We start from the raw sequence: 25321 nt of genomic DNA, 5'->3' as shown, positions 1-25321 counted from the left end.
GCAGGCGGTCCGGCCCTTCGGCCGTTCCTGGGCCGACCGGGCGCTCAGGCGCGCTCAGGCGTGAGGGGCCGTGCCGTCCGGACAGTGGTCCTGGGGCAGTCCCCGCTCCACCCCGTCCCGGAGCCAGATGATCCCGCCGTGGCAGCCGTAGCCGTGAGCGTCGTACCGCTCGCGCAGCACCTCGAGCAGCCTGGCCCCGCCGTCCTCGCTCCACAGCCCGGTCGGGACCAGCTGCACGAACCAGGTGGGGGCCTCAGGGCTCGCCAAGAGGTCGCGGAGCTCGGCGTACTCCGGGTCCAGCGTCCGCATGGGCAGGCTCCACAGGTGTCGGTACGGGGACTCGCGTCCCGTGGCCAGCTGCAGGTCGGCCCGGCCGCCGAGGACCGTGACGGTGTCGCTCGGCTCGGCCACGGCAGCGATCGCCTCTCCGGTGTCGGCCTGGCCACGTGAGGCCGTCCCGGTGGCGGTGATGATCCCGACCGTGGCGATGGAGGCGACGGAGGAGATGGCAGCGAGGCACACCACCACGCGCATCGCGCGACCGCTGCGACCGGGCAGGCCGGCGAGCATGGCGGTGGCGAGCACCGTGGCAGGCAGCAGGCCGAACAGGTAGTCGAGCCAGAAGCTGCCGCCCAGCACCAGCGCGACGGCGTCGAAGAGGAACAGCGCCAGGGTCGCCCCGACGAGCACCTGCTGGGTGCGCCAGACCTTGCGCAGCAGCACCACGAAGACGCCCATCACCAGCAGGATCCCGGTCCCCACCGCGGCCAGGAGCAGGATGAACGCGCGCTCGGTGTTGGCCTCCGAGCTGGTGGAGGCGAGCTCGGCCCCGGCGTCGGAGCGGAAGCCGTAGATGGCGTACCACAGGGTGTCCAGCTGCACCCCGCTCTGCAGCGCCCACCCGATCATCAGCACTGCGGGCACCGCCGCCCCGGCGAGCCCGGCCACGGAGAGCCGGGCGAAGGTGCGGGCGCTGATCTGCTTGGTCGCCAGGGAGAGCAGCAGCAGGGCCGCGGCGAAGACCAGTCCGCCGAGCATGTTCTGCTTGAAGCCCGGTGCGATTCCGGCGCTGAGCCCGGCCAGTGCGGCCAGCGGCATCGACTGGCGCTGCAGGGCCAGGATCGCCAGCAGGCACGCTCCCAGCACGAACGGGAGGCTGAGCAGCTCACCCTTGACCCCGTCCGCGTTGATCATGGTGCTGCTGGTCAGTGCCGCGACGACCACCGCGGTCCACCGGGCGGCCCGCTCGTCGGCGATCACCAGGGCGATCCTGGCCGCGAGCAGCACCAGCAGGGCGCACACCAGGGCGCCGACCAGGCGCAGGGCGTACGGTCCGCCGATCGCGTCGGCCACCTTGAACGTGGCGATGATCTGGGGCGGCCGGTCCACGAAGTAGTGGCCGTACACCCTGCCCGGCTCCGGGACCCACGTGCGGGCCACCATGAGGAACCCCGCCTCGTCCGGGGACAGGGCGGTCCCGAGCCCCGGCAGCCGGAGCAGGAAGGCCACGAGCGCTGTCAGGGGGACCGACCAACGCGTCAGGGCGGGCGTGGCCAAGGTCATTCGTCTCCCGTTTCCGGTCCAGCTGGAACGCCTGATGCTAGCGACCGCCGCGGGCGCGGGGGGCATCGGCGCGGCGGGCCGACGTAGACTGGTGAGCGTGGAGATCCCTGAGAAGTTCGCCAGCCTCGGCCTGACCTATGACGACGTCCTGCTGCTCCCCGGGGAGTCGGATCTGGCCCCGTCGGAGATCGACACCACCTCGCGGCTGACCCGGGAGATCTCGCTCAAGGTGCCGCTGGTCAGCGCCGCGATGGACACCGTCACCGAGTCCCGGATGGCCATCGCGATGGCGCGTGAGGGTGGCCTCGGCGTGCTGCACCGCAACCTGTCGATCGAGGACCAGGCCTACCAGGTGGACCTGGTCAAGCGGACCCAGACCGGCATCATCTCCAACCCCGTGACCATCGGGCCCGACGCCACCTTGGCCGATCTCGACCGGATCTGCGGGGAGTACCGGGTCTCCGGACTGCCGGTGGTGGACGGCGACGAGCGCCTGCTGGGCATCATCACCAACCGCGACCTGCGCTTCACCCCGGTCGCGGAGTGGGCCACCACCAAGGTCGACGAGGTGATGACCCCGATGCCGCTGATCACCGGACCGGTGGGCATCGCTCGCGAGGACGCCACCGCCCTGCTGCGCCAGCACAAGCGCGAGCGCCTGCCGCTGGTGGACGAGCAGGGGCGCCTGGGCGGGCTGATCACGGTCAAGGACTTCGTGAAGTCCGAGCAGTTCCCGCACGCCTCCTCCGACGCCGACGGACGTCTCCTGGTGGGCGCCGCGATCGGCTACTTCGGTGACGCCTGGCAGCGCGCGACCACGTTGGTCGAGGCCGGGGTGGACGTGCTCGTGGCCGACACCGCCCACGGTCACGTGCACCTGCTGCTGGACATGGTCCGCCGGCTCAAGAACGATCCCGCCACCCGGCACGTGCAGGTGATCGGCGGCAACGTGGCGACCCGGGCCGGCGCCCAGGCTTTCGTGGACGCCGGAGCGGACGCGGTCAAGGTGGGTGTCGGCCCCGGCTCCATCTGCACCACGCGGGTGGTGACCGGCGTGGGGGTGCCGCAGGTGAGCGCGGTCTACGAGGCGTCCCTGGCGTGCAAGCCCGCGGGCGTGCCGGTGATCGCCGACGGCGGCATGAAGCACTCCGGCGAGATCGCCAAGGCGTTGGTGGCCGGCGCGGACTCGGTGATGCTGGGCTCGCTGCTGGCCGGCTGCGAGGAGTCGCCGGGCGAGCTGGTCTTCGTCAACGGCAAGCAGTTCAAGTCCTACCGGGGCATGGGCTCCCTGGGCGCCATGTCGAGCCGCGGCAAGAAGTCCTACTCCAAGGACCGCTACTTCCAGGCCGAGGTGGCCAGCGACGACAAGATCGTCCCCGAGGGCGTCGAGGGCCAGGTGGCCTTCCGCGGCCCGCTGGGCGCTGTCGCCCACCAGCTCATCGGCGGCCTGACGCAGTCGATGTTCTACGTCGGGGCGCGGACCGTCCCGGAGCTCCAGGACAAGGGCCGCTTCGTCCGGATCACCGCCGCCTCGCTCAAGGAGAGCCACCCGCACGGCGTGCAGATGACCGTCGAGGCACCCAACTACACCGGCATCTGAGAGGCTTCGCCCGTGACCGAGATCGAGATCGGCAAGAACAAGCGAGCCCGACGGGCCTACGCCTTCGACGACGTGGCGATCGTGCCCTCGCGTCGCACCCGTGACCCCGAAGAGGTCAGCGTCGCCTGGCAGATCGACGCCTACCGCTTCGACCTCCCCGTCCTGGCCGCGCCGATGGACTCGGTGATGTCGCCGCGCACGGCCATCGAGCTGGGCCGCCTCGGCGGCCTCGGAGTGCTCAACCTCGAGGGGCTCTGGACCCGGTACGACGACCCGTCGGTGCTGCTGGAGGAGGTCGCCTCGCTGCGCGGCGCCGACGCCACCCGGCGGATGCAGGAGATCTACACCGAGCCGGTGAAGGCGGAGCTGATCACCGCCCGGCTGGAGGAGGTGCGCGCGGCCGGCGTCACGGTCGCGGGCTCGCTCTCCCCGCAGCGGACCAAGGAGTTCGCCAAGGCCGTCGTGGACGCCGGTGTCGACATGTTCGTCATCCGCGGCACCACGGTCTCGGCCGAGCACGTCTCCAGCCAGGCCGAGCCGCTGAACCTCAAGGAGTTCATCTACGAGCTCGACGTCCCCGTCATCGTCGGCGGCTGTGCGACCTACCAGGCGGCGCTGCACCTGATGCGCACCGGCGCCGCCGGCGTGCTGGTCGGCTTCGGCGGGGGAGCGGCGCACACCACCCGCACCGTGCTCGGGATCGCGGTGCCGATGGCCAGTGCGGTGGCCGACGTGGCGGCCGCGCGCCGGGACTACCTCGACGAGTCCGGGGGCCGCTACGTGCACGTCATCGCCGACGGGTCCATCGGCCGGTCCGGAGACATCTCCAAGGCGATCGCGTGCGGCGCCGACGCCGTGATGGTCGGCTCGCCCCTGGCCCGGGCCAGCGACGCCCCCGGCCGGGGCTTCCACTGGGGCACCGAGGCGCACCACGCCGAGCTCCCGCGCGGTCAGCGGGTGGAGTTCGAGCCGGTGGGCACGCTGGAGGAGATCCTGTTCGGTCCCTCCCGGGTGGCCGACGGCACGATGAACCTGATCGGGGCGCTCAAGCGCTCCATGGCGACCACCGGCTACACCGAGCTCAAGGAGTTCCAGCGGGTCGAGGTCGTCGTCGGCTGATGACGACCCCCATCGCCCTGAACCCCGCGTCGCGTGCCGCCGCCATCTCCTCGATGTCGGCGGGCGAGCTGGACGTGCTGGTGGTGGGCGGCGGGATCGTCGGCGTGGGTGCCGCGCTCGACGCCGTCACCCGCGGGCTGTCCACCGCCCTGGTGGAGCAGCGCGACCTGGGCAGCGGCACCAGCAGCCGCAGCTCCAAGCTGGTGCACGGCGGGCTGCGGTACCTGGAGATGTTCGACTTCGCCCTGGTCAAGGAGGCCCTGGAGGAGCGCGGGCTGCTGCTCACCAGGCTCGCGCCGCACCTGGTCCGCCCGGTGCCCTTCCTCTACCCCCTGGCCAAGGCCTACGAGAGGCCCTACGTCGGCGCCGGCCTGGCGCTGTACGACGGCCTGGCGATGGCCGGCAAGTACGACATGGGCGTGCCCAAGCACAAGCACCTGTTCCGCAAGCAGCTGGCCCGGATGGCCCCCGACATCAGGACCGATGAGCTGCACGGAGCCATCCGCTACTACGACTGCCAGGTCGACGACGCCCGCCTGGTGATGACGATCGCCCGCACCGCGGCCAACAACGGGGCCCACATCGCCACCCGGACCAAGGTGACCGGCTTCCTGCGCGAGGGCGGCCGGGTGGTCGGCGTACGGGCCCGCGACCTGGAGAACGGCGTCGACTTCGAGGTGCGCGCTCGCTCGGTGATCAACGCCGCCGGGGTCTGGACGGACCAGATCCAGGAGATGATGGGTGGCGAGGGGGCGCTGGACGTCGACGCGAGCAAGGGCGTCCACCTGGTGGTGCCGCGCGACCGCATCCGCTCCGAGTGCGGCTTCATCACCAAGACCGAGAAGTCGGTGCTCTTCGTCATCCCGTGGGGACGCCACTGGATCATCGGCACCACCGACACCCCCTGGGACCTGGACCGGGCGCACCCCGCGGCCAGCCGTGCCGACATCGACTACCTGCTGGGCCACGTCAACAGGCTGCTCAAGGTCCCGCTCGACCACGAGGACGTCGAGGGGGTCTACGCCGGGCTGCGCCCGCTGCTCAAGCCGATGCGCAAGGAGGCGGGCGGGGAGACCACCAAGCTGTCGCGGGAGCACACCACGGTGTCGCCGGTCCCGGGCCTGGTGCTGATCGCGGGCGGAAAGCTCACCACGTACCGGGTGATGGGCCGCGACGCCGTCGACATGGCCGTGCGTGAGCGGGACCAGGTCCGCGGCAGCATCACCGACCGGGTGCCGCTGGTGGGCGCCTACGGGTTCGAGACCCGGACCAACCAGCGCGTGGCACTGGCCCGGGCGGCGGGGCTGGAGATCGGCCGGATCGATCACCTGCTGGGCAGGTTCGGCGGTCTGGTCGACGAGGTCCTCTCGCTGATCCAGGAGCGGCCGGAGCTCGCCCGGCCGCTGGCGCAGGCCGAGGAGTACCTGGCGGCCGAGGTGGTCTACGCGGTGACCCACGAGGGCGCCCGGCACCTCGACGACGTGCTGACCCGGCGTACCCGGATCTCGATCGAGACCTTCGACCGCGGGGTGCTCGCCGCTCGGGAGGTGGCCTCGCTGATGGCCCAGGAGCTGGGCTGGGACGCGGGCGTCGCCGACTCCGAGGTCGACCACTACCTGCGGCGGGTGGAGGCCGAGCGGCAGAGCCAGCGCAAGCTCACCGACCAGGAGGCGGACGAGGCGCGGGTGCAGGCCCCCGAGATCGTGTGAGCGCTGTGACTACCGAGGGGTAGCCTGGGAGACGGGCGTCACATACTCTCGGTACATGACTGCCAGCCCCTTTCACGGCGGCTCCGGACGCGGGCCCCTCAGCGACGGCCCCCGGGATCCCGAGCACGACCCCAGCGCGAGCTACGCCCTAGAGCCCGACTACGTCGCGGTCCTGACCGCGCGCATCCGTGCGTCGGGGACCGAGACGCACGAGGTCCGCTCCCCGATCGACGACGCCCCGCTGGCGCACCTGCCCCAGAGCTCGCCGGCGGACGTGGAGCGGGCGGTGGCCCGCGCCCGCGAGGTGCAGGCGACCTGGTCGCGGACCCCGGTGGCGGAGCGCGCGAAGATGTTGCTGCGCTTCCACGACCTGGTGCTGGACCGTCAGGAGGAGATCTGCGACCTGATCTGCCTGGAGTCCGGGAAGGCCCGCAAGGACGCCTTCCTGGAGGTGGCCCACGTCGCGATGACCGCGCGCTACTACGGCCGGGTCGGGGCCTCGCAGCTGGCCACCACGCGCGTGCCGGGCATGTTCCCCGTCCTCACCCGGGTGGAGGTGAACCGGGTCCCCAAGGGTGTGGTCGGCATCATCTCGCCCTGGAACTACCCGTTCACCCTGTCGATGTCCGACGGGCTGCCGGCGCTCCTGGCCGGCAACGCGGTCGTCGCCAAGCCGGACTCGCAGACCACGCTGACCGCGCTGCTCGGGGCGTCGCTGCTCCAGGAGGCGGGCTTCCCCACTGACTTGTGGCAGGTGGTGGCCGGACAGGGCGCCGAGGTGGGCACGCCCCTGATCGCCGGGGTCGACTACCTCTGCTTCACCGGGTCCACCGCGACCGGCAAGCGGATCGCCAGCGAGTGCGCGGAGCGGCTGATCGGGTGCTCGCTGGAGCTCGGCGGCAAGAACCCGATGCTGGTGCTGCGGGACGCCCCGCTGGAGCGGGCGGCCGAGGGTGCCATGCGCGGTGCGTTCTCCAACTCCGGGCAGCTGTGCATCTCGATGGAGCGCATCTACGTCGCGGACCAGATCTACGACCGCTTCGTGGAGCGGCTGGTGGCGCGCACCCAGTCCATGGCCATGGGCGCCTCGCTGGACTGGGAGGTGGACATGGGCACGCTGATCAGCGCCCAGCAGCTGGAGACGGTCACCGCCCACGTCGAGGACGCGGTCGCCAAGGGCGCCCGGGTGCTGACCGGTGGCAGGGCCCGCCCGGACCTGGGGCCGTACTACTACGAGCCGACCATCCTCGAGGGCGTCACGCCGGAGATGACGTGCTTCGGCACCGAGACCTTCGGGCCGGTCGTCTCGCTCTACCGGTTCCACGACGAGGCCGACGCGATCGCCCGCGCCAACCAGGGCAGCTACGGCCTCAACGCCTCGGTCTACACCGGCGACGGCCGTCGCGGCCGGGAGATCGCCCGGCACATCCGCTGCGGCACCGTCAACGTCAACGAGCCCTACGGTGCGGCGTTCGGCACGCTGGGCGCGCCCATGGGCGGGATGCGCGAGTCGGGGCTGGGCCGTCGCCAGGGCGCTGAGGGCATCCTGCGCTACACCGAGACCCAGTCGGTGGGCACCCAGCGCGGCCTTCCCATCGGACCGCCGCGGGGGATGTCGGAGGAGACCTACGCCAAGCTGATGACCACCAGCCTCCGGCTGCTCAACAAGCTGGGCCGCGCCTGATGGGTGCCTCGTCCCCGGTGCACTACGACGTGCTGGTGATCGGGTCCGGCTTCGGCGGCTCGGTCAGCGCCCTGCGGCTGACCGAGAAGGGGTACCGCGTGGGCGTCCTGGAGGCCGGGGCCAGGTTCGAAGAGGACTCCTTCGCCTCGACCTCGTTCGACCTCAAGCGCTACCTCTTCCTGCCGCAGGCCGGGATGTACGGGATCCAGCGCATCGACCTGCTGCGCGACTGCATGATCCTGGCGGGTGCCGGGGTGGGTGGAGGGTCGTTGGTCTACGCCAACACCCTCTACGAGCCCCTGGAGGCCTTCTACCGCGATCCCTCGTGGGCCCACATCACCGACTGGAAGAGGGAGCTCGCCCCCTACTACGACCAGGCCAAGCGGATGCTGGGGGTGGTGGAGAACCCGGTGCGCACCCCCTCGGACGAGGTGATGGAGCAGGTCGCCCAGGAGATGGGCGTCGGCGAGACGTTCCACCCCACCCCGGTCGGGGTGTTCTTCGGCGGCCCGGGACAGGCGCCGGGCGAGACGGTCCCCGACCCCTACTTCGGCGGCTCGGGGCCCGCCCGCAGTGCCTGCCTCAACTGCGGGGAGTGCATGACCGGCTGTCGGCACAACGCCAAGAACACCCTGGTCAAGAACTATCTCTACCTGGCCGAGGAGCAGGGGGCGGTGGTCCACCCCCTGACCACGGTGACCCGGGTCCGGCCGCGTCCCGGCGGCGGCTACGAGGTCCAGGCACGGTGGACCAAGGCCAAGCTGTCCCGGCGTACGGCGGTGCGGACCTTCACCTGCGACGAGGTCGTCTTCTCCGCTGCGGCGCTCGGCACCCAGAAGCTGCTGCACAAGCTCAAGGGCGACGGCGACCTGCCGCACATCTCCGAGCGGCTCGGCAGCCTGGCGCGCACCAACTCCGAGGCGATCCTGGGGGCACTCGCGCCGGACCTGGCCACCGACTACAGCCAGGGCGTGGCGATCACCTCCTCCTTCCATCCCGACGAGCACACCCACATCGAGCCGGTGCGTTACGGCCGGGGGAGCAACGTGATGTCCCTGCTCCAGACGGTGCTGGTGGACCCGGTCGAGGGCGAGAGCCGGCTGCGCAGCTGGGTCAGGGAGATGTGGAAGGAGCGCCGCAACGCCCTGGACCTGTACGACGTCAAGCACTGGTCCGAGCGGACCGTGATCGCCCTGGTGATGCAGACCCTGGACAACTCCATCACCACGATCCGGGTGCGCACGCCCTTCGGGTGGCGGATGTCGAGCAAGCAGGGCCACGGCGAGCCCAACCCGACCTACATCCCGGTCGCCTACGAGGCCGCCCGCAGGATGGCCGAGGCCATCAAGGGCACGCCCGGGGGCAACGTGGGGGAGCCGTTGAACCGGCCGCTGACCGCGCACTTCATCGGCGGCTGCACCATCGGGGACTCTCCGGAGACCGGGGTGGTGGACGCCTACCAGCGGGCGTTCGGTCACGCAGGCGTGCACGTCGTGGACGGCTCGGCGATCTCGGCGAACCTGGGAGTCAACCCGTCGCTGACGATCACGGCGCAGGCGGAGCGGGCGATGGCCTTCTGGCCCAACAAGGGCGACCCGGACCCGCGGCCGCCGCTGGGGGAGACCTACCGGCCGCTCGCCCCGATCGCGCCGCGTCGGCCCGCTGTCCCCGCGTCCGCTCCGGCGGCCCTGCGGCTGCCGATTGTGGCAGTCACCTGAGTCGCAACTGAGGACTGGCTGAACGCCGCCTGATTTTGATCACGATTGGGACTCGGTTTCCCCCAAATAGGGCATGTCGCTTTGGGCGTAACTTGTTCGATGGGGGATCGTTGGGACTAGTGCAAGGCCCGGTGACCAGCTCTCCCTCCCATGAACCGGGCCGTTGCCCCGTGCTGCTGGTCAGCATTGGGTGATCAGGGCCCGACCATCCTCCCTCCCCGGTCGGGCCCTGATGCATTTGGGCGTGCGGCGCTCTCGGTAGACTCGTCCCCGTCAAGACGGCCACGGAGAGGCAGCACATGTCGGAGCACGATCTGGTCCTGGTGGTCGACTTCGGAGCGCAGTACGCGCAGCTGATCGCCCGCCGGGTCCGCGAGGCACGCGTCTACTCCGAGATCGTGCCGCACACCATGCCGGTGGCGGAGATGCTGGCGCGCAAGCCCGCCGCGATCATCCTCTCCGGCGGTCCCTCGAGCGTGTACGCCGACGGCGCCCCGGGCATCGACACCACGATCTTCACCTCCCAGACCCCGGTCTTCGGGATGTGCTACGGGTTCCAGCTGATGGCCCAGGGCCTCGGCGGCGAGGTCGCGCACACCGGGGCACGGGAGTACGGCCGGACGCCGGTGACGGTCCTGGAGCCCGGCACCCTGCTGGGGGAGCTGCCCGGAGCGCACAACGTGTGGATGTCCCACGGAGACTCGGTGCAGGCCGCGCCCGACGGCTTCACCGTGCTCGCCTCCACCGACGTCACGCCGGTCGCGGCCTTCGAGGACACCGCACGCCGGATGGCTGGCGTGCAGTGGCACCCGGAGGTGCTGCACACCGAGCACGGGCAGCAGGTCCTGGAGCACTTCCTCCTCGACATCGCCGGCTGCCGGCCCACCTGGACCATGGTCAACATCGTCGAGGAGCAGATCGAGCGGATCCGGGAGCAGATCGGCGAGGACGGCCGCGCCATCTGCGGGCTCTCCGGCGGGGTCGACTCCGCCGTCGCGGCCGCCATGGTGCAGCGCGCCATCGGCGACCGACTGGACTGCGTCTTCGTGGACCACGGGCTGCTGCGCAAGGGCGAGGCCGAGCAGGTCGAGCGTGACTTCGTCGCCGCCACCGGCGTCAAGCTGCACGTCGTGGACGCCGAGCAGCGCTTCGCCGAGGCCCTCGCCGGGGTGTCGGACCCCGAGGAGAAGCGCAAGATCATCGGCCGGGAGTTCATCCGGGTCTTCGAGGCGGCCGAGGCCGACGTGCTGGGCGACGCGGCGTCCTCGGGCGCCAAGGTGGCCTTCCTGGTCCAAGGCACGCTCTACCCGGACGTGGTGGAGTCCGGCGGCGGTGCCGGCACCTCCAACATCAAGTCCCACCACAACGTGGGTGGGCTGCCCGACGACCTGGAGTTCGAGCTGGTCGAGCCGCTGCGCACCCTGTTCAAGGACGAGGTCCGCCTGGTCGGCGAGCAGCTCGGTCTGCCCGCCGAGATCGTGTGGCGCCACCCCTTCCCCGGGCCGGGCCTGGCGATCCGGATCATCGGCGAGGTCACCCGGGAGCGGCTGGAGATCCTGCGGGAGGCCGACGCCATCGCCCGCGAGGAGCTGACGCGGGCCGGGCTGGACCGCGACATCTGGCAGTTCCCGGTGGTGCTGCTGGGCGACGTGCGCTCGGTGGGGGTGCAGGGCGACGGCCGCACCTACGGCCACCCCGTGGTGCTGCGTCCGGTGACCTCGGAGGACGCGATGACCGCCGACTGGGCGCGCCTGCCCTACGACGTCCTGGAGAAGATCTCCACTCGGATCACCAACGAGGTGGCTGAGATCAACCGGGTCACCCTCGACATCACCTCCAAGCCGCCGGGCACCATCGAGTGGGAGTAGGGGGCGGCGGCGCCGCCCGCCGCACCAGGCGAGGTCTGCTCGCGCTCGTGGTCAGCGTCCTGCTCACCGCGGCGGGGCTGTCCGGTTGCGTCAAGCCCGACCGGGCCGTGGTGGCGTTCCTGCTCGCCTCCGACCGGGCCGACCGGTGGGCGCAGGTCGACGAGCCGTTCTTCCGGGCGCGGTTCGAGCAGACCTGCCAGGGCTGCGACTACCTGACCTACAACGCCCAGCAGGACGCGGGCCGCCAGGCGCAGCAGCTCGACGAGGCGCTCGAGTCCGGCGCCGACGTGGTGGTGCTGAACGCGGTGGACTCTGAGGCCGCCGAGGACCTGGTCCTCACCGCAGGCGACGTGCCCGTGATCGCCTACGACCGCTACGTGGCCGGGGCGGACTGGTTCGTCTCGGTGGACCCCGAGGAGATCGGCCAGCTCATCGGGGAGTCGGTCGTCGACCGGGTTGGCAAGCGAGCCGGCGTGCTCCTGGTCAACGGGCCGACGAGCGACGCCAACGCGCGCACCATCCGCAGCGCCGTGAGCCGGGTGCTGGAGCGGAACGACGTGCGCGTGCTCGCCGAGCTCGACCCGTCGTCCTGGGACGCCCAGGAGGCGGAGGCGTTCGTGGCCGAGAACGCACGCCTGCTGCCTCGCGTCAAGGCGATCGTGGCCTCGAACGACACCCAGGCCGGTGGCGTGGTCCAGGCACTGCAGGAGGCGGGGGTCGCGAAGTCCGACTATCCGTTCGTCACAGGCCAGGACGCCGAGCTGTCCGCCGTGCACCGGATCGTGGGACGGGAGCAGGGGATGACGGTCTACAAGCCGCTGCCCGCCCTGGCCGAGCGGGCGGCCGACCTCGCCGTCGACGTGCTCGCGGGCGACGAGACCCAAGGGGCCAGTGACTACGAGGGCGTGCCGACGTTCCTGTTCGCCCCCGCCGCGGTCGGCCCTGGCAGCATCGCCCGCACCGTGCTGCGCGACCGGGTCTACGACCTCGACGAGATCTGCCCGGCCGAGCTGCTGCAGGAGTGCGAGGCGCTCGCCCTTCGCTAGTTGGGCCCGGGCGTCACGGCTAGTCCAGCGCCAGCTCGATGCGCTCGGCCGCCTGCAGCACGGCACCGGCCAACGACGCTCGCTCGCCCAGGTGGCTGGCCAGCACCGGGGTGGCGGCGACGGCGTCCAGAGCGTGGCGCCGCAGACCGATCCGTGCAGGTTCCAGCAGCAGCTCGCCGGCGCGCGCCATGTCACCACCCACCACCACCAGGGCTGGGTTGAGCAGGTTGACGATGCTCGCCAGGCCCCACCCCAGGTGCAGCCCGGCGTCCTCGAACGTGCGGATGGCGGCGACGTTGCCCTCCCCGGCAGCGGTGACGAGGTCGTCGATCCCGGCCCCGGGGAGCTGCGGGGCCATCATGGCCACGACGGCCGGCACCGACGCGTACGCCTCCAGGCATCCCCGGCTGCCGCAGCGGCACATCGGGCCCTGGTCGTCGAGCGTGAGGTGCCCGATCTCCCCGGCGGCTCCGGTGCTGCCGCGGTGCAGCGAGTCCTCGATGACGATGCCGGCGCCGATGCCCGAGCTGATCTTGATGAACACCGAGCTGGTCTCGCCGCGTGCCACGCCGAGCCGGTGCTCGGCCAGGGCCCCCAGGTTGGCGTCGTTCTCCACGTGAACGGGCAGCCCGAAGTGCTTGCTGGCCACGTCCGTGGCGCGCACCCCCACCCAGCCGGGGAGGATCGCCGAGGACCGGACCACCCCGTCGGTGACCGGAGCCGGCAGCGCCATGGTGATCCCGCGGAGCCGGGTGAGGTCGAGACCGTGCCGGGTCAGCAGCTCCTCCAGCAGCGTGCGGGCGAGAGCCACGCCGTCCTCCCAGTCGTGACCCGAGCCCAGCGGGACCCGGTGCTCCGAGACCACGGCTCCGGTCAGGTCGCCGAAGGCGACGGCGACGTGGCTGTGACCGAAGTCGATCCCGGCGACGACCCCGGCCCCCCGGGCCAGCTGCACCGTGGTGCCTCGTCGCCCGCTTCCCGGCTCGGTCTCCACGAGCTCCCGGGCGGCGAGATCGCGCACGATGCTGGAGACCGTGGCCGGGGCCAGCCCGGTCAGCCGGGCCAAGGTCGCCTGGGTCACGGGGGTCGCGGCCTCGCCGTGCGGCGCACCGCGGCGCAGCACCGCGAGCACCCGGTGCAGGTTGGCCGTGCGCAGCGAGGCGGGGGAGCCGGGAGCGCGGTCGCGGGGAGACATGCGAACACTGTGCGGGGCAGGCCATTAGTCGTCAAGACTCAGGAGCTAAAGCCGGGGCGTGTTCTCAGAGCGAACTATTTCGTTCACCTCTTGACTACTAGGGATGTGACTCAGGACACTCGATCAGCGGCGGCGCGCCGCTCGACGAGGAGGAAACATGTCCGCAACCCTGCACCGCTACGCAGCCTGGGGTGCTGCACTGCTCATCGGCGCCGCCGGCCTGTCGGCCTGTGGGGCCAACGACTCCCAGGACGGCGACGGCGGCGACGGCGGTGACCAGGTCATCGCCCTGCTGCTCCCGGAGTCGAAGACCACCCGTTACGAGACGTTCGACCGCCCGCTGTTCGAGGGCAAGGTCGCCGAGCTCTGCGGCGAGTGCGAGGTCGTCTACTACAACGCCGACCAGGACGAGGCGAAGCAGACCCAGCAGGTCGACACCGCCATCTCCGAGGGCGCCAGCGTGATCGTGCTCGACCCGGTCAACGGAGCCGGGGCGGGAGGCATGGTCCAGACCGCCCAGGACTCCGGAGCCCAGGTGATCGCCTACGACCGGTTCATCGAGGACGCCGACTACTACATCTCCTTCGACAACGAGACTGTCGGCCGCATGCAGGGCGAGGCCCTGGTGGAGGCCATGGGCGACAAGGGCGGCATCCTGATGCTCAACGGCGCTCCCACGGACCCCAACGCGGCCCAGTTCAAGGCCGGCGCCCACAGCGCCATCGACGACTCCGGGGTGAAGATCCTCGAGGAGTACGACAACCCCGACTGGAGCCCCAACAACGCCCAGGAGTTCGTCACCGACCAGCTCAGCAAGTACGACGCCGACCAGATCAACGGCGTCTACGCGGCCAACGACGGTCAGGCCGGCGGCGTCGTGGCCGCGCTCACCGGCGGTGGCGTGGCGGTGGACCAGCTGCCGCCGATCACCGGCCAGGACGCGGAGCTCGCGGCGATCCAACGGATCCTCGCCGGTGAGCAGGAGATGACCATCTACAAGCCGATCGCGGTCGAGGCCGAGAAGGCCGCCGAGCTTGTGGTGGCACTGGTCAACGGTGACGACGTCGGCGAGACCGTGGACTTCGAGGGCGTGCCGTCGTTCATCTTCGACCCGATCGTGGTCACCAGCGACAACGTGGGGGACACCGTGGTGGAGGACGAGTTCTACAGCGTCTCCGACATCTGCACCGACGAGTACGCCGACGCCTGTGCGGACGCCGGCCTGAGCTGATGACGACCTCCCTCGACCGAGCTCCGGTCGGGGAGAGCGTGCTCTCCCTGACCGGGGTCTCCAAGCGGTTCGGCGCCGTGCAGGCCCTCACCGAGGTCCAGCTCGAGGTGCGCGCCGGCGAGGTGGTGGCCCTGGTGGGCGACAACGGCGCCGGCAAGTCCACTCTCGTCAAGGTCATCTCCGGGGTCTACGCGCCCGACTCGGGGGACATCACCTTCTCCGGTCGGCAGATCCACGTCGGCGGACCGTCGGAGGCCCAGGCCCTGGGCATCGCCACGGTGTTCCAGGACCTGGCCCTGTGCGACAACCTCGACGTGGTGGCCAACCTGTTCCTGGGTCAGGAGCGGCTGGCCGGGCCCTTCATCGACGAGGTGGCGATGGAGAAGGAGGCGTGGCGCCTGCTCAGGACGCTGTCGGCCAAGATCCCGTCGGTCCGCATCCCGATCGCCTCGCTCTCGGGAGGGCAACGGCAGACCGTCGCCATCGCCCGCAGCCTGGTGGGCAGCCCCAAGGTGGTCATGCTGGACGAGCCCACGGCGGCCCTGGGCGTGGCCCAGACCGCAGAGGTGCTCAACCTGATCGAGCGCCTGCGCGCCACCGGCCTGGCCGTCATCCTGGTCAGTCACAACATGGCGGACGTCCAGGCGGTGGCTGACCGGATCGTGGTGCTGCGCCTGGGTCGCAACGCGGCCGAGTTCCGGGTCGAGGAGGCCACCACCGAGGAGCTGGTGGCCGCGATCACCGGCGCCTCGGACAACGTGGTCGCCGAGCGCGCGAACCGGGGAGGGGGACACGATGACGCAGACGGGTGAGGAGATCCAGACGGCGCAGGCGGCGATGGCTGCCGACCTCGCGGACGAGCGTCTGATCAAGACCCAGGGGGTCGCCGGGTACGCCCGACTGCTCGGGACTCGGCTCCGGTCCGGGGAGCTCGGCAACCTGCCGGTGGTGGTGGGGCTGCTCGTGATCTGCCTCGGCTTCTACCTCCAGGAGCCCCGGTTCCTCTCCTCGCGCAGCCTGGTCTCGATCAGCCAGTTCGCCGCGCCGGTGGGCATCATCGCCCTCGGCATCGTGCTGGTCCTGCTGCTGGGGGAGATCGACCTGTCGGTGGGATCGGTCAGCGGGTTCGCCGCGGCGACCATGGCGGTGCTGCTGGTGGAGCAGGGCTCCGGCACCGTGCTCGCCGTCGCGGCCGGCATCGGCGTCGGGGTGGTGATCGGGCTCTGCTACGCCTGGCTGTTCAACAAGCTGGGAGTGCCGTCGTTCGTCTTCTCCCTGGCGGGGCTGCTGGGCTTCCAGGGAGCCCTGCTCTACGTGCTGGGCAAGAACGGCACGATCAACCTGCCCTCGGACAACTTCCTGGTCCAGTTCACCCGGTTCGAGTTCCTGAGCCCGGTGGCCTCCTACGTCCTGGTCGTGCTGGTCACCGGTCTCTACCTCGGCTCCGGCCTGCTCACCATCGCCCAACGGCGCCGGGCCGAGCTCAGCACCCCGTGGCTGCCGGTGCTGCTGGTCAAGGCAGCAGCGCTGCTGGTGCTGCTGCTGGTGCTGACCTGGTACGTCAACATCGACCGCGGGTGGAGCTACCTGTGGCTGTTCTTCGTCGCACTGGTGGTGCTGATGGACCTGGCGCTGAGGCGCACCCGGTGGGGACGACACGTGTACGCCGTGGGTGGCAACGAGGAGGCGGCTCGCCGTGCCGGCATCAAGGTGGACCGGATCTACGTCTCCGTCTTCGTCCTGGGCTCGACCCTGGCTGCGGTCGGTGGCCTGCTCGCCGCGGGGCTCCAGACCTCGGTCTCCCAGGCCAGCGGCACCACCGACACCAACCTGACCGCGATCGCGGCGGCAGTGATCGGCGGTACGTCGCTGTTCGGCGGCCGCGGGTCGGCGTACTCGGCGTTGCTGGGGATCATCGTGCTGCAGGCCATCCAGACGGGCCTGAACCTGGTCGGGGTGGACTCGTCGGTGCGCTTCATGGTGACCGGGGGCGTGCTGCTGCTGGCCGTGACCATCGACTCGATCTCGCGCCGGGTGCGCTCCTCCAGCGGTCGGGGCTAGCAAGGGCGCGGTCAGGGCACGGACTCCAGGTCGGGAGCCGCCACCGGCTGGACCGTGCGGTCGGCGCGGTCCAGTCTGCTGGGCCACCAGATCCGGCCTCCCAGGTCGAGGTTGATGGCGGTGACCAGCACCGAGCGGACGACCATGGTGTCCAGGATGACGCCCAGCGCGACCGCGAACCCGAGCTCGGCGAGGAAGACCACCGGGATGGTGCCCAGGACCGCGAACGTCGCTGCCAGGACCAGGCCGGCCGAGGTGATCACGCCACCCGTCGAGGTCAGGGCCACCAGGGACCCGGCCCGGGTGCCCCGGGTCTGCGTCTCCTCGCGGACCCGGGTCATCAGGAAGATGTTGTAGTCGATCCCCAGGGCGACCAGGAAGACGAACGCGAACAGCGGGAACGACGGGTCGGAGCCGGCGAACCCGAAGACGTACTCGAAGAACAGCGCCGAGATGCCCATCGCGGCACCGAAGGAGAGCACCACGGTGGCCACCAGGATCAGGGGCGAGACGATGGCCCGGAGCAGCACGGTGAGGATCAGGAACACCAGCACCAGGATGGTCGGGATGATCACCTGGTTGTCGCGGCTGGACGCCTCCTTGGTGTCGAGGTAGAACGCCGAGCCGCCGCCCACCAGCGCGTCGGCACCCGGCACGGCGTGGGTCGCCTCCCGGATGGCCTCCACCGCGTCGAAGGCAGCCGGCGAGGAGACGTCCTGGTCGAGCACCGCCTCGACGTAGGCGACGTCCCCGATCACGACCGGGTCGCTGGGCGACGCGATGCCCTCGACCCCGGCCATGGCCTGGCGCACCGCGTCGCCCTGCGCGGCGTCGGCGACCACCTGCACCGTGTTGGACCGGTCCACCAGACCGTGCTCCTCCAGGGCCTGCTGGCCGGTGATCGACTGGAACTCGCGGGTGTAGGAGTCCTCGGTCGACAGGCCGCTGGTGTCCAGGCGGAGCAGGCCCAGGCAGGCGACGGCGAGCAGCAACGACGTCGCCACCCAGACCGTGCGCGGCCGGACCGCGATCCGGCGGCCGACCCGCGCCCAGATGCCGGACTGGGTCGGCTCGGGGGAGTGGAAGGACGGCACGCGGGGCCAGAAGACCCAGCGACCGCAGATCACCAGCAGCGCCGGGAGCAGGGTCACCATGACCAGGAAGGTGACGCTGATGCCGATCGCCGCGACCGGGCCCAGGCCCGCGGTGGAGTTCATCTCCGCCAGCATCAGGCACAGCATCCCCAGCACCACGGTCGCGGCACTGGCCAGGATGGCCGGAGCGGCGCGGTGCAGCGCGAACGCCATCGCCTCGTGCCGGTCCTCGTGCCGGCGCAGCTCCTCTCGGTAGCGGGCCACCAGCAGCAGCGCGTAGTCGGTCCCGGCTCCGATCACCAGGATCGTCAGGATGGCGTAGCTCTGCCCGTTCACCGTCAGGTCGGCGTACTTGGCGAGGAAGTAGATCAGCGCCTGGGAGGAGAACAGTGCCACTCCGGCACACAGGATCGGCAGGATCCACAGCACCGGGCTGCGGTAGGTGAGGAGCAGGATGACGATGACGACCGACAGGGTGGAGAACAGCAGCGTGGTGTCGATGCCGCCGAATGCCTCGGCGGAGTCCGCGGCCTGGCCACCGGCGCCCGCGATGTAGACGTCGCCGCCGCTGATCCCCGCGATCTCCTTCAGCTCGTCCGCGGCGTCGGGCAGGCTGTTCCAGCCGTCCGAGCCGAAGTTGAAGGTGACGATGGTCTGCAGCGCCTCGCCGTCCTGCGAGGGCAGCGGTCCGACGACCTCACCCTCGACGCCCTCGACCTCGGCGAACCTCTTGGCGTCCTCGGTGGCCGCCGCCAGGTCCTGCTCGGTGAGTCCCGAGCTCTTCTCGTAGACCACGACCGTGGGGATGGAGTTCGGGTCCTGGAAGGAGGTCAGCTTCTCCAGGGCGCGCGTGGACTCGGCGCTCTCCGGCAGCCACGAGGAGGCCTCGTTGTTCTGCACGTCGACGAGCTTGGCCGCGAACGTGCTCGCGACCACCGTGACGACCAGCCACAGGCCCAGCACCAGCCACTTGGTGGCGCGACCCGTGAGCATTCCGGCGATCTGTCTGTGCATCGGTCCAGTGGAGCAGGACTCCTGGCTCGACGCATCAGGGTTTCCCCCTAGGCGCCGGGCTTTTACCCCATCGGGCGTAGCCCTGAGGTAGCGGACTCCGGACCCGCCGCGGCCCCGGGGTCAGGCCTCGGGGCCGGTCAGCCCCCGGGCCTGCTGCCAGGCACCGAACGCCTCCGCGCTGGTGCGCGAGGGCACCAGGCCCAGCACCGTCTTGAGCCGGGTGTTGTCCAGCACCGGCCGGAAGGCCAGGAAGACCGTCTGCTCCGGACCGTACGCCGTCAGCCCGAGCCGCTTGCCCACCGCCAGCACCGCGCGCAGCACCGGCTCCGGGATCGCCATGGTGGCCTTGCCCATCGCGGCGGCGATCTGGTCGACGGTCAGGGCGCCGTCGCCGGCGACGTTGAAGATGCCGGTCACCTCGCCGGTGGCGGCCAGCTCGATCGCCGCCACCACGTCGGTGTCCCAGATGAACACGAACGGGGAGGCTGCTCCGGCGATCTTGAGCAGCCGCTTCTTCTCGAACAGGGCGGTGATCTGGTTGTCCACCCGGGCCCCCAGGATCGTGCCGATCCGCAGCACCACCTGCTCCAGCTCGGGGTGGCTCACGCGCAGGTCGGCGAGCATCTCCTCCACCAGCCGCTTGTGGTCGCTGTAGGCGAACTCGACGTTGCCGCGGACCGGGTCGTCCTCGGTGAGCCAGCCGCCCCGGGTCGCGCCGTTGTCCCGGTGGTAGCCGTAGGCGGCGCCGGAGGAGGAGACCACCACCCGGCGTACGCCGTGCGCCAGGCAGGCGTCCAGCACGTGGCGGGTGCCGGTGACGTCGACCGCGTACTCCTTCTCCCGCGAGCTGTCCTTGCCGGGGGTGACGATGGAGGCCAGGTGCACCACCACCTCGACGGCCCGGTCGGCGAAGGCGGCGTCCACGGCTGCCGCGTCGGTGACGTCCATCAGCAGGTGCTCGACACCCGGCACGGACGTCCGGGGTGCGGCGAGGTCGCCGCTGAGGACCTCGTGGCCCGAGGCGGCGAGACCCCGCACCACAGAGCTGCCGAGAAAGCCGTTGCCGCCGGTGACCAGGATGCGCGTCATGCCAGAGCCCTTTCGGCCGGGGAGTCGGAGCGGGACCGGTGGCGCCACCACTGCGCCACCGCGAGGCCGGCGATGATGTCCCAGATGCCCCACCAGGCGGCGACCAGGGCCATGCCGCCGAGGCCGTCGAAGTAGGTGAAGACGAGCAGCAGCCCCAGTCCGGCGTTGCGGATGCCGACTTCGAAGGTCATCGCCTTCGTGCTGGCCGGGGGCAGCCTGGTGGCCCTGGCGATCCCGTAGCCCAGCAGCAGGGCGAGAGCGTCGTGCGCGAAGACCGCCAGCACCACGACGCCGATGTGGTCGACGAAGATGGACCAGTTGTTGGCCACGCCGACCACGATCACCGCACCTAGCCCGAGGAAGGCCACCGGGCCGACGACCTTCCCGGCGCGCGAGGCGATCGCGGGCCAGAGCCGGGCGATGGCGATGCCGGCCGCGAACGGGATCCCGATGACCAGGCCGATCTCGACCAGCATGTCCACCGCGGAGAGCTCGATGTCCTCCAGCACCTCCTTGCCGGTCGGGTGCAGGGCGCCCCAGAAGGCCACGTTGAGGGGCATCAGGAAGATCGCCAGCACGTTGCCGACCGCGGTCATGGAGACCGAGAGCGCCACGTCGCCACGGGCCCGGTGGGTCAGGATGTTGGACACGTTGCCCGGGGGGCAGCACGCCACCAGGATCATGCCCAGCGCGACGGAGCCGCGCACGTCGAGCAGCAGGGTCAGCCCGAAGGTGAGGGCGGGCAGCAGCAGGAACTGAGCGATGACGCCGATGGCGATGGTGCCCGGGCGCCGCAGGGCGAGGGCGAAGTCCTCGAGCCTGGTGTCGAGCGCGATGCCGAAGAGGATGGCGCCGATGACGATCTTGAGGGTGGTCAGCGAGCCCTCCTCGAACGCGATCTTGACGCTGTCGACGTCGTCGACCAGCACCGTCAGGTCGGCGATCAGCGGTGCGATCACTGGGGTGCCTCCAGGCTCTCGGTCGCGGCGCGCACGGCGCCGCGGTAGGCGTCCTTGTTGACGTAGTAGCTCATCCGCTCCAGTCCCAGGTAGTGGTAGCCACCGCTCAGGTCAGGCCGCGGGCCGCGGACCTGCTCCTCGAACGCTCGGGCCCGTTCCGGTCGGTCGGCGCGCGCCGCGAGGTAGCCGGCCACCAGTTCGGCCTGCTCGTAGCGCCCCTGCCAGCCGATCCCGCTGGCCTCGATCATGCCGAGCACGAAGAGGCCGGGGGCGCTGCTGGGCAAGATGTTGAGGTAGAGGTCGGGCGCCGTCCCGGTGCCCGGGCCGGCCCAGTCGATCAGCGCAGGGTCCAGGAACGGATAGTGCAGGTGGTAGCCGGTGGCCAGCACCACCACGTCGTACCCCGCCCGCTCGCCGTCGGCGAAGACCACCCCGTCGCCGTCCAGGCGGCCGATGTCGGGCCGGACCCGGATGTCGCCGTGGCCGACGTGGTGCAGCACCAGCGAGTTCACCACCGGGTGGGACTCATAGATCTTGTAGTCGGGCTTGGGGAAGCCGAAGCGGACCGGGTCGCCGGTGAAGAGCTTGAGCACCCGGGTGTCGATCGCCTGCTTGATCCGCGCGGGCAGCGGCTTGCCCTGGTTGAGGGTGTCGGAGGGTCGACCGAAGAGGTACTTGGGGACGAAGTAGTAGCCACGGCGGACGCTGATGTCGACCGAGGCGGCGTGGTGCACCGCGTCGACGGCGATGTCGCAGCCGGAGTTGCCGGCGCCGATGATCAGCACCCGCTTGCCCGCGAAGACCTCGGCCCGCTTGTAGGCGCTGGTGTGGAAGAGCTCGCCGTCGAAGGAGCCGGGCAGGTCCGGGACCGCGGGCTCGCTCAGCGTGCCGTTGGCGACCAGGACGCTGGCGTGCCGCTCGGTGCGGCTGGTGCCGTCGGGTCCGGTGCTGGTCACCAGCCAGTCCTCGCCCTCGGGCACGACCGCGGTGACCAGGGTGCCGAACCGGAAGCCGTCGCGGAGGCCGAAGTGGTCGGCGAAGTCGTTGAAGTAGCGCAGCAGCTCGCGGTGGCTGGGGTAGTCCGCGACTCCGGGGGCCATCGGGAACTCGGTGAACTCGGTGGTGGTGCGCGAGGAGATCAGGTGTGCGGAGTCGTAGACGGTGCTGCGCGGCCCGCTGATGTCCCACAGCCCGCCCACGCCGGGGGCCAGCTCGTAGCCGGTCCAGGGGAGACCCCGCTTGGCGAGGTTGCGGGCGGCGGCCAAGCCGGTGGGCCCGGCGCCGATGACGGCATGGGTGTGCGGGGACGTGCCGGACGGGGCGCTCACGGGGGTGACTCCTGGTGATCGGCGGGGGAGGCGTCCCCCGGTGGTGGGGAGAAAGGTAACCCCGCCGGAGATCCGCCGCGAGCGCGACCCTAGTAATCAGGTCGAATTACTAGAGTCGTGCTGGCGGGGGGATCAGGCGTAGAGCGCGTCCACGATGTCGGAGTACTTTCGGTTCACCACTCGGCGCTTCAGCTTGAGCGTGGGAGTCAGCTCCTCGGACTCGGCCGTCCACTCGTTGCCGAGCAGCTCGAAGGCCTTGACCTGCTCGGGGCGGGAGAGTCGCTCGTTGGCCTTGTCGACGGCGTCCTGGGCCATCTTGCGGATCTCCGGTCGGCTCGCGAGGTCGGCGAGGTCGGTGAACTCCAGCCCCATCTGCTGGGCCACGATCGGGGCCACCTCGCCGTCGAGGGTGAGCACGGCGACGACGTAGGGCCGGCCGTCGCCGATGGCCATCGCGTGCCCGACGATCGGGGACTCCTTGAGGTAGCTCTCGATGTTGGAGGGCGCGATGTTCTTGCCCGCGGAGGTGATGATCAGCTCCTTCTTGCGGTCCACGATCGAGACGAAGCCGTCGGAGTCGATGGTGCCGATGTCGCCGGTGTGCAGCCAGCCGTCGGCGTCGACCAGGGCGCGGGTGGCGTCGGACTGGCGGTGGTATCCCGGGGTGTTGACCGGGCCGCGCACCAGCACCTCGCCGTCCTCGCCCAGCACCACCTCCATGCCCGGCGTGGCCCGCCCCACCGTGCCCATCCGGAAGTCGCCGGGCCCGTTGGCGGTGACGGCGCCGCAGGTCTCGGTCATGCCGTAGACGTCGTACACCTTCAGGCCCAGGCCGGCCATGAAGCGGGTGGTCTCCACCGGCATGGGCGCGGAGGCCGAACCCGCCCAGCGCACCTGGTCCAGGCCCAGCAGCAGCTTCAGGAAGCCCAGGATCGCCGCCTCCGCCTGCTGGTAGGCCTCCTCTACCGCGGGCGTCATGGTGCCGCCGACCTCCTGGGCCTCGACCCAGGCGAGACCGGCCGCCATCGAGTCCTGCACCATCTTGACGTTGTCGGGGTTGGGGTCCGCGGCCAGCTTGGCCGCGATCCCGGTCTGGATCTTCTCCCACACCCGGGGCACGCCGAAGAAGGCGGTGGGGTGCACCTCGCCCAGGGTGGCCAGCAGCTCGGAGGGGTCCGCGATGCAGTACTGGTGGCTGCCCTGCATCTGGGGGCCGTAGACGCCCAGGATGCGCTCGGCGATGTGGGCCAGCGGCAGATAGCTGATCTGGGTCTGACGCTCCTCGGCCAGGCCGGCGGCCTCCAGCGTGCTCACCGCCTCGTACTGCACGTTGTGGTGGGTCAGCACCACGCCCTTGGGGTTCCCGGTGGTGCCGGAGGTGTAGAGGATGGTGGCCGTGGTCTCGGGGGTGACCGCGGCGTGCCGCTCCTCGAGCTCCCCGGGATTCTCGGACCGGCGGGCCCGTCCGGCCTCGATGAGCTGGTCCCAGGTGGTGTAGCGCTCGCCGGCCGGCGCGTCGGCCTCGATGACCACGACCTTGATGCCGGGGTCGCGGTCCAGCGCCGTCTTCCAACGGGCGAGGTGGTCCTCGCGCTCCAGGATCGCCACCTTCGCGCCGGAGTGCTCGGCGATGTAGGAGACCTGCTCGGGGAGAGGGTGTTGTAGATCGACATCGGGACCGCGGCCGCGTGCACCGAGCCCATGTCCGCCAGGACGTGCTCGATCCGGTTCGTGGCCATCACCGCCACCGGGTCGCCCGGCTCGACGCCGAGGGCGGCCAGGCCCTCCGCCACGTCGAGCGCCGCCTCCCGGGTCTGCCCCCAGGTCAGCGTCCGCCACCCCTCGTCCACCTGGTTGCGGTCCGAGTACGCCGGCTCGTCGGCGTACCGCTGGGCGGTCTCGGCCAGGGAGTCGATGAGCGTTCGTCCCTCGACGAGCGCCTGGATCCGGGCGCGCTCGGCGAGGACCTGGTCGTTGGCGGCGTTCATGGGTGGTGGACCTCCATCAGTGGTTGTGACGTGAGTCTCACCACTGTGCGCGGTCGGCGCAAGCAAAACACTTGTAACAAGTTCTAAATTTCTTGGGCGTCGTGCCTAGGTGCCTCGTCGCCGGTGGCGCGGCGTACGACGGGAGGTCAGCCGAGCGAGATGGTGACGACCTCGTGCTGGGGCACCGGGTCGGGCCGCACCGCGGCACAGGTGAGCCGATGGGGCTCTGCGGAGAAGCTCCGCCGCATCACCACCTCGGCCTCCTCGGTCCGGTGGTGGCCCACGGCAGTGACCGCGAACCGGGCGGTGGTCCGGTCGCCCTGGGTGGTGCGTGCCAGCGGCACCACGTCGTCCAGGCCGGTGAGCCCGAGGTGGTGGCGCAGGGCGATCTCGGCCGACTGCACGACCATCGGCAGGTCCGACCGACCGCGCAGGTTCTCCAGCACCAGCCTGCCCCGGCGGTGGGCGCGGCCGACCTCGAGCGCGGTGTCGGGGTCCAGGCCGCCGTAGTAGAGCCCTCGGGGCAGCACCAGCACGTTGCCGGCGAACCGGTCGCCGCCGATGTGGGAGCACTCCCACACCTGGTCCGCCAGGGCAGGGTCGGCCGAGAGTGCCCGCGCGATGGGCCGACCGCGCTCGGCGCAGCACACGTCGTGGCGCCCGTGGGTGCACACCGCCAGCACCGGTTCCTCGTGGGTCTCCAGACCCGCGTGCTCGCCGCGGGCCAGTGCCACCAGGTCGAGGTCGGCCACCTCGGCGATGCTGTCGAGCGTGGCCGTGCCCAGCCAGGAGTCTGCTCCGGCCACTCGTGCCGCGAAGACCCGCACCGCCCGGTCGGCGCTGCGCCCGGCCCGGCGGATGAGCAGCACCCGGGTACGGGCGCGATGGGCCTCGGCGCGCAGCCGATCACCGAGCCCGTCGGGGAGCCGGGCGTCGCGCAGCGCGTCCACGCCCCAGGGCCCGGGGTGCTGGAGCAGCAGGAAGCTGCGCACCGTGGAGGCGGTGCCGGCCAGGTCGTCGTCGCGGATCCGGCTGGCCACGGAGCAGCGGAACAT

Annotated in this window: 18 protein-coding genes and 1 pseudogene; 10 read left to right on the top strand and 9 right to left on the bottom strand. The window is 71.1% G+C overall.

Translation table 11 applies throughout. The annotated features are described in order from the left end of the window. Window positions 1-54 precede the first annotated feature (54 nt). Window positions 55-1563, bottom strand: coding sequence for a hypothetical protein (locus C0R66_RS13680; protein WP_101525171.1), 1509 nt, complete (start codon window positions 1561-1563; stop codon window positions 55-57). Window positions 1564-1660: 97 nt separating this feature from the next. Here C0R66_RS13680 and guaB point away from each other — a divergent pair, with 97 nt between their 5' ends. The 7 genes from guaB to C0R66_RS13645 all read left to right on the top strand — a co-directional run bounded on the left by guaB (window position 1661) and on the right by C0R66_RS13645 (window position 12307). Continuing rightward, window positions 1661-3163, top strand: a complete 1503-nt coding sequence (gene guaB / locus C0R66_RS13675) for an IMP dehydrogenase (RefSeq protein WP_240311542.1) — start codon at window positions 1661-1663, stop codon at window positions 3161-3163. 12 nt (window positions 3164-3175) lie between these two features. Next, window positions 3176-4282, top strand: coding sequence for a GuaB3 family IMP dehydrogenase-related protein (locus tag C0R66_RS13670; RefSeq protein ID WP_101525169.1), 1107 nt, complete (start codon window positions 3176-3178; stop codon window positions 4280-4282). Further along, window positions 4282-5991, top strand: a complete 1710-nt coding sequence (locus C0R66_RS13665; protein WP_101525168.1) for a glycerol-3-phosphate dehydrogenase/oxidase — start codon at window positions 4282-4284, stop codon at window positions 5989-5991. The genes C0R66_RS13670 and C0R66_RS13665 overlap by 1 nt, the downstream gene beginning before the upstream one ends. A gap of 55 nt (window positions 5992-6046) precedes the next feature. Next, window positions 6047-7675 carry a succinic semialdehyde dehydrogenase gene (locus C0R66_RS13660; protein ID WP_101525167.1) on the top strand — a complete coding sequence of 543 codons (1629 nt, stop codon included), beginning with the start codon at window positions 6047-6049 and terminating at the stop codon, window positions 7673-7675. Then, entirely contained in the window at window positions 7675-9393 is a 1719-nt protein-coding gene (locus C0R66_RS13655; RefSeq protein ID WP_101525166.1) for a GMC oxidoreductase, read from the top strand. Before C0R66_RS13660 ends, C0R66_RS13655 begins: the two co-directional genes overlap by 1 nt. A gap of 299 nt (window positions 9394-9692) precedes the next feature. Further along, a complete protein-coding gene (gene guaA, locus C0R66_RS13650; RefSeq protein WP_101525165.1) occupies window positions 9693-11261 on the top strand; it encodes a glutamine-hydrolyzing GMP synthase in 1569 nt (522 codons plus the stop codon). Then, window positions 11252-12307, top strand: a complete 1056-nt coding sequence (locus C0R66_RS13645; protein ID WP_101525164.1) for a substrate-binding domain-containing protein — start codon at window positions 11252-11254, stop codon at window positions 12305-12307. Before guaA ends, C0R66_RS13645 begins: the two co-directional genes overlap by 10 nt. Before the next feature lie 19 nt (window positions 12308-12326). Here C0R66_RS13645 and C0R66_RS13640 read toward each other — a convergent pair whose 3' ends face one another. Next, on the bottom strand, window positions 12327-13502 hold the full coding sequence (locus C0R66_RS13640; protein ID WP_101525163.1) for an ROK family transcriptional regulator: 1176 nt from the start codon (window positions 13500-13502) through the stop codon (window positions 12327-12329). 157 nt (window positions 13503-13659) lie between these two features. Here C0R66_RS13640 and C0R66_RS13635 point away from each other — a divergent pair, with 157 nt between their 5' ends. From C0R66_RS13635 to C0R66_RS13625, 3 genes are read left to right on the top strand one after another with little or no spacing between them, the layout of a single operon-like run. Beyond that, the gene (locus tag C0R66_RS13635; protein ID WP_101525162.1) at window positions 13660-14733 is read left to right on the top strand and encodes a substrate-binding domain-containing protein; all 1074 of its coding nucleotides are present in this window, start codon (window positions 13660-13662) and stop codon (window positions 14731-14733) included. Next, window positions 14733-15545: an ATP-binding cassette domain-containing protein gene (locus tag C0R66_RS13630; protein WP_101525161.1), complete on the top strand. Its 813-nt coding sequence runs from the start codon at window positions 14733-14735 to the stop codon at window positions 15543-15545. Before C0R66_RS13635 ends, C0R66_RS13630 begins: the two co-directional genes overlap by 1 nt. Beyond that, entirely contained in the window at window positions 15529-16794 is a 1266-nt protein-coding gene (locus C0R66_RS13625) for a sugar ABC transporter permease (RefSeq protein WP_101525160.1), read from the top strand. The genes C0R66_RS13630 and C0R66_RS13625 overlap by 17 nt, the downstream gene beginning before the upstream one ends. Before the next feature lie 11 nt (window positions 16795-16805). Here C0R66_RS13625 and C0R66_RS13620 read toward each other — a convergent pair whose 3' ends face one another. The 7 genes and pseudogenes from C0R66_RS13620 to C0R66_RS13595 form a co-directional block, all read right to left on the bottom strand. Further along, window positions 16806-18902 carry an MMPL family transporter gene (locus C0R66_RS13620; protein WP_101525159.1) on the bottom strand — a complete coding sequence of 699 codons (2097 nt, stop codon included), beginning with the start codon at window positions 18900-18902 and terminating at the stop codon, window positions 16806-16808. Window positions 18903-19022: 120 nt separating this feature from the next. Continuing rightward, complete coding sequence (locus C0R66_RS13615; protein ID WP_101525158.1) at window positions 19023-19991, bottom strand: NAD-dependent epimerase/dehydratase family protein; 969 nt, start codon at window positions 19989-19991, stop codon at window positions 19023-19025. Then, entirely contained in the window at window positions 19988-20950 is a 963-nt protein-coding gene (locus tag C0R66_RS13610; protein ID WP_101525157.1) for a bile acid:sodium symporter family protein, read from the bottom strand. The genes C0R66_RS13615 and C0R66_RS13610 overlap by 4 nt, the downstream gene beginning before the upstream one ends. Then, a complete protein-coding gene (locus tag C0R66_RS13605) occupies window positions 20947-22278 on the bottom strand; it encodes a flavin-containing monooxygenase (RefSeq protein WP_101525156.1) in 1332 nt (443 codons plus the stop codon). Before C0R66_RS13605 ends, C0R66_RS13610 begins: the two co-directional genes overlap by 4 nt. Before the next feature lie 132 nt (window positions 22279-22410). Next, window positions 22411-22998, bottom strand: coding sequence for a hypothetical protein (locus tag C0R66_RS20325; protein WP_422385617.1), 588 nt, complete (start codon window positions 22996-22998; stop codon window positions 22411-22413). Next, window positions 22990-24266 (bottom strand): annotated as a pseudogene (locus tag C0R66_RS13600) (AMP-dependent synthetase/ligase); the annotation flags it as partial. The pseudogene C0R66_RS13600 and the gene C0R66_RS20325, both read right to left, overlap by 9 nt. A gap of 146 nt (window positions 24267-24412) precedes the next feature. After that, entirely contained in the window at window positions 24413-25321 is a 909-nt protein-coding gene (locus C0R66_RS13595; RefSeq protein ID WP_101525155.1) for a sucrase ferredoxin, read from the bottom strand.

The organism is Nocardioides houyundeii, from assembly GCF_002865585.1.
In the GTDB taxonomy this organism is placed as follows: domain Bacteria; phylum Actinomycetota; class Actinomycetes; order Propionibacteriales; family Nocardioidaceae; genus Nocardioides; species Nocardioides houyundeii.
The sequence above is the reverse complement of the archived record's forward strand: the minus strand, read 5'-3'. Positions and strand labels throughout refer to the sequence as shown.

Bases quoted from the DNA above. Each gene is read 5' to 3' on its own strand.
- C0R66_RS13625 (WP_101525160.1), top strand. From the start codon at position 15,529: ATGACGCAGACGGGTGAGGAGATCCAGACGGCGCAGGCGGCGATGGCT.
- C0R66_RS13635 (WP_101525162.1), top strand. From the start codon at position 13,660: ATGTCCGCAACCCTGCACCGCTACGCAGCCTGGGGTGCTGCACTGCTC.
- C0R66_RS13620 (WP_101525159.1), bottom strand. From the start codon at position 18,902: ATGCACAGACAGATCGCCGGAATGCTCACGGGTCGCGCCACCAAGTGG.
- C0R66_RS20325 (WP_422385617.1), bottom strand. From the start codon at position 22,998: ATGGAGGTGGTGCTGGGCGAGGACGGCGAGGTGCTGGTGCGCGGCCCG.
- C0R66_RS13630 (WP_101525161.1), top strand. From the start codon at position 14,733: ATGACGACCTCCCTCGACCGAGCTCCGGTCGGGGAGAGCGTGCTCTCC.
- C0R66_RS13660 (WP_101525167.1), top strand. From the start codon at position 6,047: ATGACTGCCAGCCCCTTTCACGGCGGCTCCGGACGCGGGCCCCTCAGC.
- C0R66_RS13665 (WP_101525168.1), top strand. From the start codon at position 4,282: ATGACGACCCCCATCGCCCTGAACCCCGCGTCGCGTGCCGCCGCCATC.
- C0R66_RS13640 (WP_101525163.1), bottom strand. From the start codon at position 13,502: ATGTCTCCCCGCGACCGCGCTCCCGGCTCCCCCGCCTCGCTGCGCACG.
- C0R66_RS13595 (WP_101525155.1), bottom strand. From the start codon at position 25,321: ATGTTCCGCTGCTCCGTGGCCAGCCGGATCCGCGACGACGACCTGGCC.
- C0R66_RS13615 (WP_101525158.1), bottom strand. From the start codon at position 19,991: ATGACGCGCATCCTGGTCACCGGCGGCAACGGCTTTCTCGGCAGCTCT.
- guaA (WP_101525165.1), top strand. From the start codon at position 9,693: ATGTCGGAGCACGATCTGGTCCTGGTGGTCGACTTCGGAGCGCAGTAC.
- C0R66_RS13680 (WP_101525171.1), bottom strand. From the start codon at position 1,563: ATGACCTTGGCCACGCCCGCCCTGACGCGTTGGTCGGTCCCCCTGACA.
- C0R66_RS13655 (WP_101525166.1), top strand. From the start codon at position 7,675: ATGGGTGCCTCGTCCCCGGTGCACTACGACGTGCTGGTGATCGGGTCC.